Here is a 17,679-nt window from a genome sequence, read left to right on the forward strand (position 1 = left end):
ACGTTGGCGCACGGGCGTGCTATTGTTGGGTGTATGTCTGCTTTGCGGTCTGCGCTTGCTCGGGCTGGGCTGCGCGTTGAGGCGGACGAGTTTGTCGCACTGGTCGAGGATGCTGCCAAGCGACTCTCTCCTGTTGATCCTCGGCCCGGGGATTACTTTTCGGTTGAGCAGCGGGCTGTCCTGGGCTCTGTCGGGTTGGATCTCTCGCCTCAGCGGCACGGGGAACGGGACGTGCGGGCTCGGACCGTCGCGTTGCAGGCCGTGCTGCGGGACACCGCGTTGACCGTGGCCGGGGCGGCCGAGCGGATCGGGGTCGACGCCAGCCGGATCCGGCACCGGCTCGCCGAGGGGCAGCTCGTTGGCTGGAAGGATCGTGGGGGGTGGCGGCTGCCGGTCTGGCAGTTCACCGACGACGACGTGCTGCCCGGGCTCGCGACCGTGCTGGCCGACGTGCCAGCCGACCAGCCGGCACTGGTGGTGGCCGCCTTCATGACCACGCCGCAGGCCGCGCTCGGTGACCCGCCCGTGACCCCGAGGGACTGGCTGCTGGCGGGTGGCGCGCCGGAGAAGATCGCCGCCCTCGTGTCCGTGCTGGGGACGCCTGCCTGACGTGTCCCGACTTCCCCTGCCCCCGTCCGCTTCCGTGCTGCGCGCCCGCCTGCGCAGGCACGAGGACGTCGTCGCGCTGCCCACGTCCACCCGCCTCGTGCGGGTGTTCGTCGCCGCCGGGGCGCACCAGCAGCGGTGGAACACCTTCCGCCACACCGGCCCGCTGCCGCACGCGCGGTTCGACCCGCAGTCACCGCCCCCGAACGGCGGCGTGGTCACCACACCCGACCACGGGGTGCTGTACTTCGGGCTGTCCGTGCGGACGTCGATCGCCGAGGTCTTCCAGGCGTCGTCCATAGTGGACCGGTCGACGCGGCGGCCGCACCTGGCCGTGTTCGCGCCGGTCCGGCCGCTGCGGCTGCTCGACCTCTGCGGGCTGTGGCCGACCAGGGCCGGAGCGTCGCAGGAGATCTCCAGCGGCCCCAAGGACATCACACAGGCGTGGGCGCGGACGATCCGTGACGCGTTCCCCGACCTCGACGGGCTCTGGTACCGGTCGTCGATGGACTCCGGCGACCCGGCCGTGTGCCTGTGGGACCCGCCGGCCGGTGACGCGCTGCCGCTGACGCCCGAGGTGCTGCTGCCGCTCGACTACCCGGGCCTCGACCTGCCGCTCGCCCGGATCTGCGACTCGCTCAACTACGTCCTCAACTGAGGGTGGAGTAGGGGTTTCCCCACCGTCGAGTCGGGGGGTTTCCCCGGTGTCCCGACGCGCTCGCGAACTTATCGTAAGGAACGAGCCGGCTCGTGACTCACATCACAGGAACAAGGAGGACGTGATGAACGAGCCAACCCACAGACGTGCAGACATGCCGAACCGCCCGCGGGTGTGGTTGGTCGACGGGATCGGGACCACCCCCGACCCCACCGACCAGCCCGCCGTCCGGGACACCTGGCTGCGGACCTGGCTGCCCGGCACCGACGGGACCTACCACACCGCGGACGGTCGGCACCACGCCACCTGGGCTGAGTTGCACGCGCGGTGCGACCTCGTCGAGGTGGCGTGACGGTCACCTGCTCGTCTGGTCGGCGGCGGTGTCACCGGCCTCGAGCGATGACCGTTCGGTCTCCTCGGCCGCGTTCCTCTTCTCGTCCCTGCGGGTCTTCATGAGGCTGGCGACCGCGGTGATGATCAGGACGCCGATGATCACCGACAGTGACAGCGGGATGCCGATGGTCGGCACGTTGAGGGGCTCGCCACCGTTGATGAACGGCAGCGTGTTCGTGTGGAGCGCCTCGAGGACCATCTTCACGCCGATGAAGCCGAGGATGACCGCGAGCCCGATCGACAGGTAGACCAGGCGCCGCAGCAGGCCGCCGAGCAGGAAGTACAGCTGGCGCAGGCCCATCAGCGCGAACGCGTTGGCCGCGAAGACCAGGAACGGCTCCTTGGTGAGACCGAAGATCGCGGGGATCGAGTCGACCGCGAACATGATGTCCGCCGAGCCGATCGCGATCATCACGATGAACATCGGTGTCGCGAACCGCTTGCCGTCGATCTTCGTGAACACGTGGCCGTGGTGGTAGTCGTCGGTGACGGGGAAGAGCTTGCGGGCCCACTTGGTGACCCGGTTCTCCTCGTACTCCTCGCCCTCGTCGTGGCCGATGCCGGAGCCGGACAGCTTCACCGCGGTGTAGACCAGGAACGCGCCGAACACGTAGAACACCCAGCTGAACTGGGAGATCGCCGCCGCGCCGACGGCGATGAAGATGCCGCGGAAGACCAGTGCCAGCAGGATGCCGACGAGCAGGACCTTGTGCTGGTGGATCTGCGGCACCTTGAACGCCGACATGATCACCAGGAAGATGAACAGGTTGTCCACCGAGAGCGAGTACTCGGTGATGTACCCCGCGAAGTACTCGCCCGCGTGCGTGCCGCCCGAGAACAGCCAGATGCCGACGCCGAACAGGACCGCGCACGCGATGTAGAAGGTGACCCAGCGCGCTGCCTCACCGACGCCGACCTCGTGCGGCTTGCGGTCGACGATCACCAGGTCGATCGCAAGTAGCACGAGGAGGCCGCCGATGGTGGCAAGCCAGATCCACACAGGAACGTTCATCCAATGAACCTCCGGTTCAACGGTTCTTACCGACAACCGGAGGTCTCTTCCGCAGGTCTACCGCCTGCCGGGGACGCCGGGACCACAGTCCGTGCTGACGACGCCGCCGCGAAGGAATACTCCCCTCCAACACACCCATTGTGTGGGCGGTGACCGGTGTGCACCAGTCGGAACGAGGTTGTCGAACATCACATTCGGGCGATGCGGACCAATCGGTCAAGGGCTCTCAGCCACTCTCAGGAAGCGTCCAATACTTTCTGAGCGTGCCCCGAATCCCACGACCGAAACCTCGCTGGGTCGCCGCCGGGCTGGTCGCCGTCCTCGTCGCCGCAGGCGGCCTGGTCTGGCTGAACAGCGGTGACGACCCCGCCGAGGTCCACGCGCGCGAGCTGACGCTGGCCGGCGCCCAGGGTCCCGGCGACCCGGCCCCGGTGAAGCTCGACGCGACCCTCTACCTGCCGGAACAGACCCCCGCGCCCGCGATCATCGTGGCGCACGGCTTCGGCGGCTCGAAGGACAGCGTCGACGGCGACGCCCGTGAGCTGGCGCAACGCGGTTTCGTCGTACTCGCGTACTCCGCCCGCGGGTTCGGGCGCAGCGAGGGGCAGATCGGGCTGAACTCGCCCCAGTACGAGGTGGCGGACGCGTCGAAGCTCGTCGACTGGCTCGGTGAGCGGCCCGAGGTCACCCAGGACGGCGACGGCGACCCGAAGGTCGGCGTGACCGGCGGGTCGTACGGCGGTTCGCTGTCGCTGCTGCTCGCGGGCACCGACAAGCGGGTCGACACGCTCGTCCCCGCGATCACCTACAACGACCTCAGCCAGGCTCTCCTGCCGAACTCGGCCACCACCGACGACACCGTCCCCGGCACGCCCGCCGCCAACGCGTTCGCGGAGAACGGCGTGTTCAAGCGGTCGTGGGCGGGCATCTTCTTCTCCGCGGGCGCGGGCGGCGCGGGTCTCGCCGACCCGACCGCCGACGCGGTGGAGGAGGGTGACGAGGACGACGACATCGACATGCCGTCCGGCGGCACGGGTGGCGCCGGTGGCACGGACTCCGGCGCCGACGGCGGCGCCCCGGGCGGTTCGAACACGGGCACGAGCCGTGCGGGCGCCGCCCAGCCGGGCGGGGACCAGGCGGGCGACCCGTGCGGTCGGTTCCGGCCGGAGTTCTGCGCCGCCTACGCCGAGGTGGCGACGACCGGCCGCGCGAGCCAGGAGACCGTGGACCTGCTGCGGTCCGTCTCCCCCATGCGGGTCACCGAGAACATCACCCAGCCGACGATGCTGGTGCAGGGCGAGCAGGACACGCTGTTCGGCCTCGACCAGGCCGACGCCAACGCGCGGCAGATCGCCGAGGCGGGCGGCAAGGTGAAGGTCGTCTGGTACACCGGCGGCCACGACGGCGGCCGTCCCGGCCCCGAGCTGCGCGGCCAGATCGCCGACTGGTTCGACTTCCACCTCCGCGGCCAGGGCGAGGACCCCGGCGAGGGCCTGTCATACGCGGTGCAGGGCGCGCTGCGGGTGCAGGGTGCGCCGTCCGTGCGGACGGTCAGCACCGGCACCTACCCCGGTCTGGACGGCGCGGACGCCACACAGCGCCGCGGCGTCCCGGTCTTCGGGCCGGAGCAGACGATCGTCAACCCGCCCGGCGGCAACCCGGCGTCGATCAGCAGCCTGCCGGGGCTCGGGTCGATCATCGGCAGCTCGTCGCGGCTGGTCGGCCGGGTGTCGATCGACCTGCCGGGCCAGGCCGCGCAGTTCCGGAGCAGGCCGCTGGACTCGCAGCTGCTGATCGCGGGCTCGAGCACCGTGCGGCTGCGGGTCGCCGCGGTCCCGGGTGCGGCGCCGCCCGCGGCCGAGGGCGCGGTGCTGTTCGCGAAGCTGTACGACGTGAGCCCGGACGGCATCCGGGTCCTGCCGGGGTCGGCGGTGTCGCCGTTCCGGATCCCGGCGCTGCCCGCGGACGGCTCGCCGGTCGAGGTGACCGTGACGCTGCCGGGCATCGTCCGGCCGATCGAGACCGACCGGAGCATCGCGCTGGTGGTCAGCACGACCGACCAGGCGTACGCGCCGTCCACGCAGGCGGCGGCGTACCGGGTGTCCGTCGCCGAGGGCGCCGTGGTCGAGGCGCCGGTCGTGTCCGGCACCCGCACCGGCAACGAGGTGCCCGCGGGCCCGCTGGTCGGGATCGCGGTCGTGCTCGGGCTGGTCGCGGTCGCGGCGGTCTGGGGCGCGTTCCGCAGGCGCCGGGCGACCGACGTCGACCCCGGGCTGACCGATGTCCCGCTGGTGATCGAGGGGCTGTCGAAGCGGTACCCGGGCGGCGTGACCGCGGTGAACGACCTGTCGTTCCGGGTCGAGGCCGGTCAGGTGCTCGGTCTGCTCGGCCCGAACGGCGCGGGCAAGACCACGTCGCTGCGCATGCTGATGGGGCTCATCCAGCCCACCGGCGGCACGATCAGGGTGTTCGGGCACAAGGTGTACTCCGGTGCGCCCGTGCTGTCCCGGATCGGCTCGTTCGTCGAGGGCGCCGGGTTCCTGCCGCACCTGTCGGGGCAGGCGAACCTGGAGCTGTACTGGGCGGCGACGGGCAGGCCGCCGGACAAGGCGCACGTCGAGGAGGCCCTGGAGATCGCGGGCCTCGGCAAGGCGGTGCACCGCAAGGTGCGGACCTACAGCCAGGGCATGCGGCAGCGGCTCGCGATCGCGCAGGCCATGCTCGGCCTGCCGGATCTGCTGGTGCTCGACGAACCGACCAACGGGCTCGACCCGCCCCAGATCCACCAGATGCGCGCCGTCCTGCGGCGGTACGCCTCGACCGGGCGGACCGTGGTGGTCTCCTCGCACCTGCTCGCCGAGGTGGAGCAGACGTGTGACCACGTGGTGGTCATGCACCAGGGCAGGCTCGTCGCGTCCGGCCGGGTCGAGGAGATCGTCGGCGGCAGCGGCGAGGCGACGTTCCGGGTCGACCGTCCCGGCGACGCCGCGGACGTGCTGCGCGGCGTGGCGGGCGTGTCCGAGGTCGAGGTGGAGGGCAACCAGGTCCACGCGGACCTCGACGGCATGCCCAGGTCCGCGGCGCTGGCCAAGCTGGTCGGCGCGGGTGTCGCGGTGGAACAGGCAGGCCCGCGGCGGCGGCTCGAGGACGCGTTCCTGCAGCTGGTCGGAGAGGAGACGTCCCGATGAGCGAGGCGAACGGAGTACACACCGACGAGGCGGCCATCGAGCAGCTCACGGACGCGGCGTCGCACGAGGAGCACGGGGTGCAGGCGGACGGCTCGGTCACGGGCTACCGGGCGGGCCGGACGCTGCGGCTGCGGGTCGAGCTGGTCCGCCAGCTGCGGCGCCGCCGCGTGCAGCTGGTGCTCGGGTTCCTGGTCCTGCTGCCGTGGATCCTGTGGGCGGCGTTCGAGTTCGGCACGGACAACCAGGACAACCGGTCCGGCGGGTTCGTCGACCTGGCGACGTCGTCGGCACCGAACTTCGTGGTGTTCGTGCTGTTCGCGGTGTCGAGCTTCCTGCTGCCGATGATCGTGGCGCTGTTCTTCGGCGACACGATCGCGTCGGAGGCGTCGTGGTCGTCGCTGAAGTACCTGCTGGCCATGCCGGTCCCCCGGCACCGGCTGATGCGGCAGAAGGCGATCGCGTCGGGGCTGCTGTCGTTCTTCGCGATCACGCTGCTGCCCGCGGTGGCGCTGCTCGTTGGCGTGATCTTCTACGGCACCGGCGAGGCGGTCAGCCCCACCGGGGACGCGATCTCGTTCTCCGACTCGATGCTGGCGCTGCTGTTCACGGTGCTGTACCTGGCGGAGCACCTGCTGTGGGTGGCCGGGCTGGCGCTGTTCCTGACGGTGTCGACGGACGCGCCGCTCGGCGCGGTCGGCGGCACGGTGCTGGTGGCGATCCTGTCGTCGATCCTGGACCAGATCACCGCGCTGGAGGGGCTGCGGAACTACCTGCCGACGCACTACGCGTTCGCGTGGTCGGACCTGATCTCCACGGACGTCGACTGGTCGAACATGGCGGCGGGCGCGTTCTCGGCGGTGGCGTACGCGGCGTTCTTCGGGTTGCTCGCGGCTCGCCGTTTCCGCACGAAGGACATCACGTCGTAGACGTGAGCGAGACGTTGCCGGAGGGTGTGCCGTCCGGGCACCACTTCCTGCGGGGAAGGACGCGGTTGTGGTGCTCGGACGTGCTGCCCGAGAACCTGCCCGAGCTGTGGGCGACGCTGCGCGAGCAGCGGGAGACCACCGGCGTCACGCCCTTCCTGACCTGGCCTGAGGACGTGTACGGGCCACGGGATCCGGCCGAGGTGGACACCGTCGACCTGGGCGTCGTGCTCCCCGAGCGGTTCGCCCACTATCGACGGGACCTGCTGCGACACCAGGCGGCTCCGGAACCGGAGTGGCCGTACAACCCGGGTCCGCCGTTCGAGAGCTGGCCAGGGCTGGCACCTCCGACGCCTCTCGATCCGGACTATCCCGATCCGGTGGACGCGGCGGCGCGCACCGTGGCGGCGATCGTGCGGTCGGACCCGCATGGCCTGCCGGACTGCCGGCTCGTGCTCGTCCCAGCCGCGTGGGGCACCGACGTTCTGGCGCACTTCGGGTGGTTTGCCGACGCGCCACTCAGCTTGTTCTGCGCGCTGCTGCGAAGCTGGCACGAACGCTTCGGCGCCGAGGTGGTGGCGGCGTTCGGTGGTGAGGTCCACGTCGCCGTTCCCCGGCCGCCGATGACGCAGGACCACGCCGACGTCGTCGCCGTCGAACACGTGCTGACCAACGCGGACAACGTGGGGGGTTCGGTGTTCCCCGAGTACTCCGCCGAACTCGTCCGCAGGATCCGGTGGACTTTCTGGTGGGACTGAGGATCATCGCCCCTCGAGTCCTGACATGATCGCGGCATGATCTCGCGCGCATGCCTGCGTTGCGGGGAACGCCAGGAGCAGGTCGTCGACATCGACCTGCGCGGCGTTCCCCACAACAGCGCGGGGCACGATCACGTGTACGACTGGGACATCGTGCTGTCCTGCACCGGCTGCGAGTTCGGTGAGCTGCGGGTCTACTCCCACGACTGCTGGTCCCACTACGAGGACGAGGACTGGGACATGGAGTGGTCGGGCCAGCTCGACGCGGTGATGCTCGGCCTGCTTCGCCGGTCGCTGTCGGACTGCCCGGACACGTCGAACCCGACGTGCGCGTGCGCGGCACACGCGTCGTTGCGGAAGACCGCCGCCTACACGCACAAACTGCGGATCGACACCGCCCCGAGGGCGACGCTGGGCACCGACCGTCCGTTCAGCAAGGTGACACTGGACGACGAGGGCGTGCCCAGCTTCGCCTAGCGGGCCCGGCGGGAACGCAGGTAGTCACCCACCACGGCGGCGCCCAGCCCGTCGAGGTCCGGGGCGACGACGCGCCCGCCGCTGCGGCGGGCGATCAGGTCGACGAACTGCTCCAGCCGGGGGTCGTCGCCCAGCATGAACACCGTCACCGACGCGCCCAGCTTGGCCAGTGCGTCCACCTCCGCGACCGTCTTGCGCAGAGTCCTGGGCTCCGGCGGGTAGGCGAACTCGGCTTCCCCGTCCGGTTCCAGGTGGGCGGTGGGCTCGCCGTCGGTCACCACGAGGACCACCGGCTGCGCGTCGGAGTGCCTGCGCAGGTGGCGTCCCGCCAGCAGCAGCGCGTGGTGCAGGTTCGTGCCCTGCTCCCACACGCCTTCGAGCCCGACCAGCTCCGGCAGCTCCACCGACCGCGCGTGCCGGCCGAACGTGATGAGCTGCAAGGCGTCCGTGCGGAACCGTGTCGAGATCAGCTGGTGCAGCGCGAGCGCGGTGCGCTTCATCGGCACCCACCGGCCGTCCTGCACCATCGACCACGACGTGTCCACGCACAACGCGACCGCCGCACGGGTCCGTTGCTCGGTCTCCGCGACCTCGACGTCCACGACGTCCAGTGACACCTCGCCGCCCGCTGAGCGCAGGACCGCGTTGCGCACGGTGCGCGAGACGTCCCACGAGGCCGTGTCACCGAACTCCCACGGGCGGCTCGCCCCGGTCGGCTCGCCGGACGCACCGGACAGCGCCGAGTCCCGCTGACCCGTGTTGCGCGCGGTGGCCAGCACGTCCTTCAACGCCGTCTGTCCCAGCCGCCGCAACGCCTTGGGCGACAAGCGAAGCGAGCCATCCGGGGCACGTTCCAGCAGGCCCTGGTCGCGCAGCTGCTGCTCCAGTTCGGCGAGGCGCCGGGCGTCCACCCTGGCCTCGTCGCCCAGCTGACGTTCCAGCGCCTCCAGGTCGATGTCCTCCAGCCGCGCCCCCGGGTACGACTGCGCCAGCTGCTCGGCCAGCGCGTCCAGCTCGGCGAGGTCGGCCATGGCCTGCGCGCCCTCGCCCATGCCGAGCGGCTGGTTGCCGCGGAACCGCGCCGAACCGGTCCAGTCCTCGCCGGGGCGCAGCGCACGCAGGTTCTGGTCGAGCGTCGAGACCTGGTCGAGCAGGCGGGGGTCGCCGAACGCGGACGCCATCAGGTCCGACAGCTCGGCCCGCTGCTGGTCGGACATCGAGTTCATCATCCGCTGCGCGGCGGCGGCACGGGCCGCCAGCGCGTCGATCAGCTCCTCGGTGTCGCGCGGGTTCTCCGGGAAGAACTCGCCGTGCTTGCGCATGAAGTCGCCGAACTGCCGGGTGGTGTCGTCGCCGCGCAGGTGGGACAGTAGGAGGTCGTTGAGGTCCGCCATCATCTGCCGGATCCGTTCGGTGTCCTCCGGGCTCATGTTCTGCAGGGCCTGCTTCATGCCCTGGAACCGCGACTCCATCAGCTCCTGGCCGAGCAGGTTGCGGATCTGCTCGTACTTCTGCCGCGCCTCGTCGGACCGCCAGTCGTACTCGGACAGTTCGCGGACGGCCGCGGCGGTGCCGGACGGCAGCGCGTCGAGCTGCGCCTCCCGGAACCGGGCGTCGTCGTCCGGGTCGGGGAACAGCGCCGTCTTCTCCGCCGCCACGGCCTCGTCGAGCAGCTGCCGCACCTGCTGCAGCGTCCCGTCGAGGTTGTGGCGGCGCTGGATCTGCGACCGCTTCTCCCACAGCCGCCGCGTCAGCTCGTCGAGGCCCGCGTTCTGCCGGGTGCCGCGCCGGAGCAGCTCCTCCAGCGCGGACCTCGGCGACCGGCCGTCCATGACGTCCCGCCCGATCGCGTCGAGGGCGTCCCGCAGGTCGACCGGTGGCGCGAGCGGGTCGGGACCGTCGTAGTACCTGCCATACGTAAATCGGCTCATGGGCCGTAGACCGTCGTTCCCTCGTCGGAGTCCTTCGCGAGCTTGCGCCGCAGGTACAGCGACTCCAGCGCCAGCTCGATCGCGGCGGCGATCCGGCCCGCGCCGTGGGCGGGCTTGACGCCGAGCCTGGTGGCGACCTCGTGCAGCACCGGCAGCTCCGGCAGTGCCTCCAGCACCTCGGCGCCGGGCACCCGCTCACCGGTGGCGACCAGGTGCCCGTCGGCCACCGCGTCGACCAGCGGGCGCAAGTCGAGGCCCGCGAACCGGTCCTTGGCGGTCTCGGCGACCGCGCGGCGCAGCAGGTGCGTCAGGTGCTCGGTCTCGCGACCCTCCTCACCGGACTCGAACTCGAGCTTGCCGCGCAGTACGGCCGGCACCGAGTCGAGGTCGATCGGCCGGGCCACGGCCGGGTACTCGCCGATCAGCGCGGACCGGCGCAGCGCGGCGGCGGCGACCGTCTCCGCGGCGGCGACGGCGAACCGCGCGGACACGCCGGAGCGCTGGTCGATGGCCGACGACTCGCGCAGGTTCCGCACGAACCGGGCCAGCACCTCCAAGAGCTCGTCGCCGACCTCGGCGACCAGGTCCGCCTCCTGCTTGATCACGTCCACCTCGGCGGCGACGGACAGCGGGTAGTGCGTGACGACCTCGGCACCGAAGCGGTCCTTCAGCGGGGTGATGATGCGGCCGCGGTTGGTGTAGTCCTCGGGGTTGGAGGTGGCGACCAGCAGCACGTCGAGCGGGAGCCGCAGGGTGTAGCCGCGGACCTGGATGTCCCGCTCCTCCATGACGTTCAGCAGCGCCACCTGGATCCGCTCGGCCAGGTCGGGCAGCTCGTTGATCGCGACGATGCCGCGGTGCGCCCTCGGCACGAGTCCGAAGTGGATGGTCTCGGGGTCGCCGAGCGTGCGGCCCTGCGCGACCTTCACCGGGTCGACGTCACCGATCAGGTCTCCGACGGACGTGTCCGGGGTGGCGAGCTTCTCGGAGTACCGCTCGGACCGGTGCCGCCACACGACGGGCAGGTCGTCGCCCAGCTCGGCGGCACGGCGGCGGGACTCCGGCGTGATCGGGTCGAGCGGGTGCTCGCCGAGCTCGGCGCCCTCGATCACGGGCGTCCACTCGTCGAGCAGGCGGACCACGGTGCGCAGCAGCCGGGTCTTGCCCTGGCCGCGCTCACCGAGCAGCACGACGTCGTGGCCCGCGAGGAGCGCGCGCTCCAGCTGTGGGAGGACGGTCTTGTCGAAGCCGACGATGCCGGGCCACGGGTCACGCCCCTCGCGCAACGCGGCCAGCAGGTTGTCACGGATCTCGGTCTTCACGCCGCGCGGCAGGTGCGCCGCGGCGCGCAGCTCTCCCGCGGTGCGCGGGAGGTTCTCGGGTGGGGTGGGAACAGCGCCTGTCACCGTTACGACGCTACGCAGGTCTGCCCGATCAGTCGACGTGGAGTGACTCCAGGAGGCCTTGACTGGCGGTCACAGCCCGTTAAGCTCGCGTTCGGAGCGTGCTTGGGGAGCGCGCCGCGACTCGCCGGAAGGCTCGAAGCCACCCCTCGCGGACGTGTGTTCCGGCCCGTGCGAGTCCGGGTCCGTGCAGCGAGGTGCTCCCGTGAAGACACTCCCCGACAATCCCGACCTCGGTCACCTGAAGCAGCAGGCCAAGGACCTCCTGGCGGGCCTGCGTGACAGCGATCCGGCGACGTCGCTGGCCACCGCCCAGAAGGCGCTCGCGGCGCAGTACGGCTTCCGCACGTGGACCGACCTGAAGGCCGAGGTGGACCGCACCCGTGGCCGCGCCGCCATCGCCGACCCGGCGTTGGCGCAGGCGATCGCCGACCGGTACGACCTGGGCGCGGTGACCGGCGAGATGCGGTCGCTGGCCCGCCCGGACGAGTCGGGCCGGGCGTGGTCGCTGGAGACCGACCGCGGCCGCTGGGTGGCGCGCACGATGGACACCTGGTGGCCCATCGTGCACCCCGAGACCGAGGTGGCGCTGCAGGAGGCGGCCGCGGCGGCCGGTGTGCCGCTCCCCGCCCCGGTGCGCGACCGGGACGGCGAGATCCTGGCCACGATCGGCGGGCACGAATGGCGGGTCTGCGTGTGGGCGCACTCCAGGCCGCCGATGGCCGCGCCCGCGAGCGCCGCGGTCACCAGGACGGTGGGCACGATCCTCGCGACCGTCCACGGGCTGGCCATGCCGGTCGACCGCGTGAGCCCGTGGCACGAGCAGCGCCTCTCGTCGGTGACCTGGGCCGAGCTGGCGGACCGGGCACACGCCGAGGGTGCGGGCTGGGCGTCCGCCATGAGCGCCGCCGTGCCGGTGCTGACGGAGCTGGCGACCGTCGGCGCCGGGGTCCCCGCGCCCGAACCGGTGTTGTCGCACAACGCCATGGGCCCCGGGCAGGTGCGGCGTGGCCGGCACGGCAGCCTCGTCGTGCTCGGGTGGGAGCACGCCGGTGGGCAACCGCCCGCGTGGGAGCTGGCGAACGCGCTGATGGACTGGACCGTCGACCCCGGCGGCGGTGTGAACGTCGCCGGTGCCAGAGCCCTGGTCGACGGCTACCGCGAGACCGCGGGCACGCTGCCGGACCTTTTCCTCTCGTCGTTCCGCGGCGCGGTCACCGGCCTCGCGAACTACGTGTCCGGGCTGGTCGACTTCGCTCTCACCGGCACCGGTGACGAGGATCGGCGGTACTCGGCACGCAGCGTGCGGCACGTGCTGGCGCACCTGCCGACCAGGGCGGCGCTGGAACGGCTCGTCGAGGTCGTCCGCTGACGTCAGTGGTGCTCGTGGTCGCTGTGCCTCGCCTCGTCCCTGGCCGTCCGGAACACGACCGACTCGACCACGTTGAGGGTGATCAGCAGCGCGCTGAGCACGCCGAGCGTCGCCAGCGCGGGCAGGTTCGCGACCGCGGGCACCAGCGCGAGCAGCACGACCGCGAGCCCGAACCGGTAGGTCTTGAACGCCCGGAAGCAGCGCCATGCGAACCCGACGTGCGCGAGGAGGTAGAGCGCGACACCGCCGAACAGCGCCCACAGCGGCGCCCCGTACAACGGGTCCGACAGCGCGTGGTGCCCGGTGTCGCCCACATAGGTGAGGACCTTCTTCATGCCCAGGGCGAGCATCACGATGCCGACCATCATCGGCAGGTGCAGGTAGGTGAACGCGGTGCGGGCCATGGACACCCGGTGGTCGCCCTTCGCCGAGGCCAGCGCCTGTTCACCGAGGATCGCGGCGGTGTCGAAGTAGGCCCACCACAGGCTCGCCGACACCGCGAGCCCCAGCGTCGCGGCGACCACGATCGGCCACGAGATCGCCAGGTGGGTGACCCCCACCCCGATGGCGACGATCGACTCGCCGAGGGCGATGATCACCATCAGCCCGTGCCGCTCGGCGAAGTGGCGGGCCGAGTTGAGCCGCCAGCCGCGAGCGCCGATGGCGAGCGTGCCGCCGTAGTCGGCGACCACGGCCGCGAGCCACAGCAGCAGTTGCGCGTCGCCGGACGTGTTCCCCGCCAACAGGAGCAGGACCGTGCCGCCCACCATGGTCGGCGCGAACCGGCCGACCTGGCGGCGCAGCACCGGGTCGTCCTTGCTGATCACCCAGAACAACAGGACATGCGCGAGCCGCAGCACCAGGTAGGAGAAGGCGAACACGGTCGGGCCCCACAGCCCGCCGTCGATGTCGTCGAACGCCTCCGGGATGGCCAGCGCCAGCAGGAACATCGCGGCCATCGCCACCAGCATGGTCAACCGGGTGACGCCCTCGTCTGCCTTGACCAGGTTCGACAGCCACGAGTACCCGACCCAGCACCACCAGACGACGAGGATCAGCAGCGTGCCCTTCAGCAGCCCCCTGCCGGTCGGCTCGTCGGCCATCAGCGCGGTGATCTGGGTCAGCGCGAACACGAAAACCAGGTCGAAGAACAGTTCCAGGGTCGTCGCGCTGCCGGACTCCCGTAGCCTTTCGACCCGTACTCGGGCTGGTTGTGCCATGCCGGACAGTCTTGCCCATCGAACGGCCGACCAGAAAGGACGACACGAGGATGGCGCTCGAGCTGAAATGGGACCCCGCGCCATCGGACTGGAACGACGCGCTGCGCGCCGTCTACGCGGTGTACCGGTGGGCGCCGTGGTTCGCGCTGGGGTTGGCCGTGCTGTCGGTCGTGCTGTTGTTCGCGGGGCAGCCGGTCCCGGGTGGGTTCGGGCTGATCTGCGCGGCGGTCATCGTGGCGCTGCCGGTGCTGGGCGTGCGGTCCCAGTTCCGCCGCAACCCGGTCGCGGCGGCGACCGTGACCGCGACGGTGGACTCCCAGTCGTTCCGGATGATGACGATCGACGGCACCGCGTACACGGACCTGCGCTGGCAGACGATCGCGGGCTGGGTGGAGACCAAGCACAACTTCGTGCTGCGCACGGGCGAGGCGGCGCTGTTCCCGGTACCCGGCCGCGCGTTCGGCACGCAGGAGGACCTCGACGGCTTCCGGGACCTGCTCAAGGACCAGCTCGGCGACCCGTCAAAGCATTAGATCACCTACCCGAAGTCAGCCCACCATGGTCGCGTAATCTCTCCCCCGTGTCATCCCCCAGCGCGACATTGGCGGTGTGGAGCTCAGCCTGGCTGAGTGGCGCGGCTGCCGCCGACGATGTGCTCGACGCCCTGAAGGACTGGGCCGAGTTCCATGAGGTGGTGGCCGCGGACGAACAGCTCGCCGCCACCCTCGAGATCCCCGTCAAAGGCACCGCGGGCGGGTCTCCCGCCGCCATGCTCGCGGCGCTGCGCCGGTCCGGCGCGGTGAGCGCCGAACTGGTCATGCCGGTGCCCGGCGACGTGCGCGGACTCGGTGGCGCCGGCGAGTTCGCCGCCCACGCGTTACGGGTCGGCGAGGCGGTGGTCCTGAACGGGCTGGGCGCCGTGCCGGAGAAGCTCGGCAAGAAGGTCGACACCGGCATCATCCGCTGGACGGTGTACGAGGTCGACCGTTCGGTGCCGACCCCGAACGTGCCGATCGGCGAGGCGGAGCACGAGCTGACCGGCGCCATGCGTGTCGCGGCTGGCATGCTCGTCGAGCTCGGGGTGGCCAAGAAGCGTGCCGGTGTCCGCGAGGAGCTGCAGGCCCGCGTCGCAGAGCGCACCCACGCCCGGTGGCCCGCGGGCATGCCGCAGCGGGCGCTGCGCGTGCTGCAGCGTGCCGCGGAGGTGTCGGCGATCCTGGAGCTGGCGATGGAGGACGAGCCGGGTGGCGCGTTGTCCGCGTCGGCGGCGCTCAAGCGCGCCGAGGCCCTGCGCCCACTGTTCCACGCCGTCCGCATGGCCCGCTGTGCGGCGGTCGCCGACGCGGTCCGGGCGCTGGACGTCTCGGATGCTCATTGAGAAGCGGCTGCACCAGGGGATCCGGGACGGCACCGTCACGGTGATGTTCCGCCGCTGGAAACGGCGGCAGGTCACCGCGGGCAACACCTACCGGACCGCAGCCGGGCGCGTCGTCGTGGACGAGGTGACCGAGGTGGCACCGAGTCGCATCCGCAGCGCCGACGCCCGAGCCGCGGGCTACCCGTCCGTCGCCGCCGCGGTAGCGGATCTCCGTGGCACGCCTGGGGATCCGGTGTTCCTCTTGCGCATCCACCTGGCCGGCGACGAGGACCCGAGGGCCGCGCTCGCCGCGGCCACCGATCTGTCCACTGAGGACGTCGCGGAGATCACCCGCAGGCTGGCACGGCTGGACCGCGCCAGCACACACGGTCCGTGGACGGACGACACGCTGGCGATCATCCAGCGGCGCCCCGCCGTCCGGGCGGGCGACCTCGCGGCCGAGCTGGGCCGCGAGATGCTCCCGTTCAAAGTGGACGTGCGCAAGCTGAAGAACCTCGGCCTGACGCTGAGCCTGGAGGTCGGCTACCGCCTCTCCCCGCGCGGCGAGGCCTACGTACGGCTCCGCTGAGCCGGTTCACAGCACCCGACCGCGCAGGGCGCGCCGTTGACGGTGCAGCCCGCCGCGGTGAAGTCCGACAGCTTCCGCACGGGCGCGTCCGCGAGGTGCTCCCGCACCAGCTCCACCACCAGCTCCGCGAACCGGGGGTCACCGCTGGGCGCGGTCGCCCGCGCGAATCCCATGCCCAGCTCCGTGGCCCTGTCCTTGGCCTCGGTGTCGAGGTCCCACACGACCTCTAGGTGGTCACTGACGAACCCGACCGGGCACAGGACCACGGCCGGGACTCCCTTGGCGTGCAAGGCATCGAGGTGGTCGAGGATGTCCGGCTCCAGCCACGGCACCTGCGGCGGCCCCGACCGGGACTGCCACACCACGTCGTACTCGGCGACACCCAGGTCGGCGGCCACCAGCCGGGCGGCCTCGGCGACCTGCCGGGAGTACCGGTGCCCGCCCTCGGACGGCGGGCCCGCGGCGCGGTCCGCCGAGACCGGCACGGAGTGGGCGGTGAAGACGAGGCGGTACTCGCCGTCGACGTCCGCCGCGGCCGCACGGACCGCGTCCGCGAACGCCGAGACGAACAGCGGGTGGTCGAAGAACTGCCGCAGCTTCGTCAGCTCCGGCGCGCCCTCCCCCGCCGCGGCGCGGGCCCGCAGGATGTCCTCGTCGTACTGACGGCACGCCGAGTACCCGCCGTACGCGCTCGTCGGGAACACGAGCGCGGAGGTCACCCCGTCACGCGCCATCTGCCCGACGGTGTCCTCGGCCATCGGGTGCCAGTTGCGGTTGCCGAAGTACACCGGCAGGTCGATGCCCCGCGCCGCCAGCTCGGCCTCGACGGCCTCGATCGCGGCGCGGTTCAGCGCGTTGATCGGGGACACGCCGCCGAACCCGAGGTAGTGCTGTTCGACCTCGTCGAGCCGCTCCGGTGGCACGCCGCGGCCGCGGGTCACGTTCTCCAGGAACGGACGGACGTCCTCGGGTCGCTCGGGCCCGCCGAACGACAACCACAGCAGAGCCTGGTACATCACTGGCCCGTCGCGTGCACGCCGCCGTCGACCCAGATCATCGAGCCGGTCGTGGCGGGCAGCCAGTCCGACAGCACGGCGCAGATCGACTTCGCGACCGGGGTGGCGTCCTCGGCGTCCCAGCCGAGCGGCGCGCGGTCGCCCCAGCCGTCCTCCAGCTCGTTGAAGCCGGGGATCGACTTGGCGGCCATGGTCTTCACCGGCCCCGCCGCGACCAGGTTCACCCGGATGCCCTTCGGCCCGAGGTCACGCGCCAGGTACCGGTTCACCGACTCGAGCGCGGCCTTCGCGACACCCATCCAGTTGTAGGCGGGCCACGCGACGCGCGCGTCGAAGTCCATGCCGACGATCGACCCGCCGGGCCCCATGAGCGGCAGGCACGCCACGGCGAGTGACTTGAACGAATACGCCGACACCTCGATCGCGGTCGACACGTCCTCGCGCGGCGCGTCCAGGAACGGGGCGCCGAGGCAGGTCTGCGGGGCGAACCCGATCGAGTGCAGCACGCCGTCCAGCCCGTCGACGTGCTCGCGCACCCGGTCGGCCAGCGAGTCGAGCTGCTCGTTGTTCTGCACGTCCAGCTCGATCACGGGCGCGGGCTGCGGCAGCCGCTTCGCGATCCGCTCGACGAGGCTCATCCGGCCGAAGCCGGTCAGCACGACGGTCGCCCCCTGTTCCTGCGCGACCTTGGCCGCGTGGAACGCGATCGAGGCGTCGGTGATGACACCGGTGATGAGCAGGCGCTTGCCTTCGAGCAGACCCGTCACGAAACCGTC

17 protein-coding genes are annotated in these 17,679 nt (G+C 71.5%); 11 read left to right on the forward strand and 6 right to left on the reverse strand.

Going from position 1 to position 17,679, the window contains the following annotated elements; translation table 11 throughout:
- Positions 1 to 33 precede the first annotated feature (33 nt).
- The 3 genes from ACIBVP_RS34945 to ACIBVP_RS34955 all read left to right on the forward strand — a co-directional run bounded on the left by ACIBVP_RS34945 (position 34) and on the right by ACIBVP_RS34955 (position 1,616).
- Entirely contained in the window at positions 34 to 609 is a 576-nt protein-coding gene (locus ACIBVP_RS34945) for a DNA-binding protein (protein ID WP_396110731.1), read from the forward strand.
- A 1-nt stretch (position 610) separates the two neighbouring features.
- Positions 611 to 1,264: an RES family NAD+ phosphorylase gene (locus ACIBVP_RS34950; protein WP_396110732.1), complete on the forward strand. Its 654-nt coding sequence runs from the start codon at positions 611 to 613 to the stop codon at positions 1,262 to 1,264.
- 154 nt (positions 1,265 to 1,418) lie between these two features.
- Positions 1,419 to 1,616, forward strand: a complete 198-nt coding sequence (locus tag ACIBVP_RS34955) for a hypothetical protein (RefSeq protein WP_396110733.1) — start codon at positions 1,419 to 1,421, stop codon at positions 1,614 to 1,616.
- Between the two features lie 3 nt (positions 1,617 to 1,619).
- Here ACIBVP_RS34955 and ACIBVP_RS34960 read toward each other — a convergent pair whose 3' ends face one another.
- A complete protein-coding gene (locus ACIBVP_RS34960) occupies positions 1,620 to 2,669 on the reverse strand; it encodes a TerC family protein (RefSeq protein ID WP_396110734.1) in 1,050 nt (349 codons plus the stop codon).
- Positions 2,670 to 2,932: 263 nt separating this feature from the next.
- Here ACIBVP_RS34960 and ACIBVP_RS34965 point away from each other — a divergent pair, with 263 nt between their 5' ends.
- The 4 genes from ACIBVP_RS34965 to ACIBVP_RS34980 are packed head-to-tail and all read left to right on the forward strand — an operon-like array spanning position 2,933 to position 8,015.
- Entirely contained in the window at positions 2,933 to 5,857 is a 2,925-nt protein-coding gene (locus ACIBVP_RS34965) for an alpha/beta fold hydrolase (protein WP_396110735.1), read from the forward strand.
- A complete protein-coding gene (locus ACIBVP_RS34970; protein ID WP_396110736.1) occupies positions 5,854 to 6,783 on the forward strand; it encodes an ABC transporter permease in 930 nt (309 codons plus the stop codon). The genes ACIBVP_RS34965 and ACIBVP_RS34970 overlap by 4 nt, the downstream gene beginning before the upstream one ends.
- A 2-nt stretch (positions 6,784 to 6,785) precedes the next feature.
- Complete coding sequence (locus ACIBVP_RS34975) at positions 6,786 to 7,538, forward strand: DUF4253 domain-containing protein (protein ID WP_396110737.1); 753 nt, start codon at positions 6,786 to 6,788, stop codon at positions 7,536 to 7,538.
- A 36-nt stretch (positions 7,539 to 7,574) separates the two neighbouring features.
- On the forward strand, positions 7,575 to 8,015 hold the full coding sequence (locus tag ACIBVP_RS34980; protein WP_396110738.1) for a hypothetical protein: 441 nt from the start codon (positions 7,575 to 7,577) through the stop codon (positions 8,013 to 8,015).
- Here ACIBVP_RS34980 and ACIBVP_RS34985 read toward each other — a convergent pair.
- Both ACIBVP_RS34985 and ACIBVP_RS34990 read right to left on the reverse strand, forming a co-directional pair.
- A complete protein-coding gene (locus tag ACIBVP_RS34985; protein ID WP_396110740.1) occupies positions 8,012 to 9,946 on the reverse strand; it encodes a hypothetical protein in 1,935 nt (644 codons plus the stop codon). The genes ACIBVP_RS34980 and ACIBVP_RS34985 overlap by 4 nt on opposite strands.
- On the reverse strand, positions 9,943 to 11,352 hold the full coding sequence (locus ACIBVP_RS34990; RefSeq protein ID WP_396110741.1) for a sigma 54-interacting transcriptional regulator: 1,410 nt from the start codon (positions 11,350 to 11,352) through the stop codon (positions 9,943 to 9,945). Before ACIBVP_RS34990 ends, ACIBVP_RS34985 begins: the two co-directional genes overlap by 4 nt.
- A 202-nt stretch (positions 11,353 to 11,554) precedes the next feature.
- On the opposite strand from ACIBVP_RS34990, the gene ACIBVP_RS34995 reads away from it, so the two are divergent.
- Positions 11,555 to 12,721, forward strand: a complete 1,167-nt coding sequence (locus ACIBVP_RS34995; protein ID WP_396110742.1) for a phosphotransferase — start codon at positions 11,555 to 11,557, stop codon at positions 12,719 to 12,721.
- A gap of 2 nt (positions 12,722 to 12,723) precedes the next feature.
- Here the strand turns inward: ACIBVP_RS34995 and ACIBVP_RS35000 are convergent, their stop codons facing one another.
- Positions 12,724 to 13,941 carry a low temperature requirement protein A gene (locus ACIBVP_RS35000; protein ID WP_396110743.1) on the reverse strand — a complete coding sequence of 406 codons (1,218 nt, stop codon included), beginning with the start codon at positions 13,939 to 13,941 and terminating at the stop codon, positions 12,724 to 12,726.
- A 50-nt stretch (positions 13,942 to 13,991) separates the two neighbouring features.
- Here ACIBVP_RS35000 and ACIBVP_RS35005 point away from each other — a divergent pair, with 50 nt between their 5' ends.
- The 3 genes from ACIBVP_RS35005 to ACIBVP_RS35015 are packed head-to-tail and all read left to right on the forward strand — an operon-like array spanning position 13,992 to position 15,887.
- The gene (locus ACIBVP_RS35005; RefSeq protein WP_396110744.1) at positions 13,992 to 14,474 is read left to right on the forward strand and encodes a YcxB family protein; all 483 of its coding nucleotides are present in this window, start codon (positions 13,992 to 13,994) and stop codon (positions 14,472 to 14,474) included.
- Between the two features lie 47 nt (positions 14,475 to 14,521).
- Positions 14,522 to 15,319, forward strand: coding sequence for a hypothetical protein (locus tag ACIBVP_RS35010; protein ID WP_396110745.1), 798 nt, complete (start codon positions 14,522 to 14,524; stop codon positions 15,317 to 15,319).
- Entirely contained in the window at positions 15,309 to 15,887 is a 579-nt protein-coding gene (locus ACIBVP_RS35015; protein WP_396110746.1) for a hypothetical protein, read from the forward strand. Before ACIBVP_RS35010 ends, ACIBVP_RS35015 begins: the two co-directional genes overlap by 11 nt.
- Here ACIBVP_RS35015 and ACIBVP_RS35020 read toward each other — a convergent pair.
- Both ACIBVP_RS35020 and fabI read right to left on the reverse strand, forming a co-directional pair.
- Positions 15,869 to 16,906, reverse strand: coding sequence for a ferrochelatase (locus tag ACIBVP_RS35020; protein ID WP_396110747.1), 1,038 nt, complete (start codon positions 16,904 to 16,906; stop codon positions 15,869 to 15,871). The two genes, ACIBVP_RS35015 and ACIBVP_RS35020, sit on opposite strands and share 19 nt — an antisense overlap.
- Positions 16,903 to 17,670 (reverse strand): enoyl-ACP reductase FabI, encoded by a 768-nt coding sequence (gene fabI / locus ACIBVP_RS35025; protein ID WP_396110748.1) that lies wholly within the window; start codon positions 17,668 to 17,670, stop codon positions 16,903 to 16,905. Before fabI ends, ACIBVP_RS35020 begins: the two co-directional genes overlap by 4 nt.
- Between the last annotated feature and the right edge of the window lie 9 nt (positions 17,671 to 17,679).

The sequence above is a fragment of the Actinophytocola sp. NPDC049390 genome (genome assembly GCF_044466355.1).
In the GTDB taxonomy this organism is placed as follows: domain Bacteria; phylum Actinomycetota; class Actinomycetes; order Mycobacteriales; family Pseudonocardiaceae; genus Actinophytocola.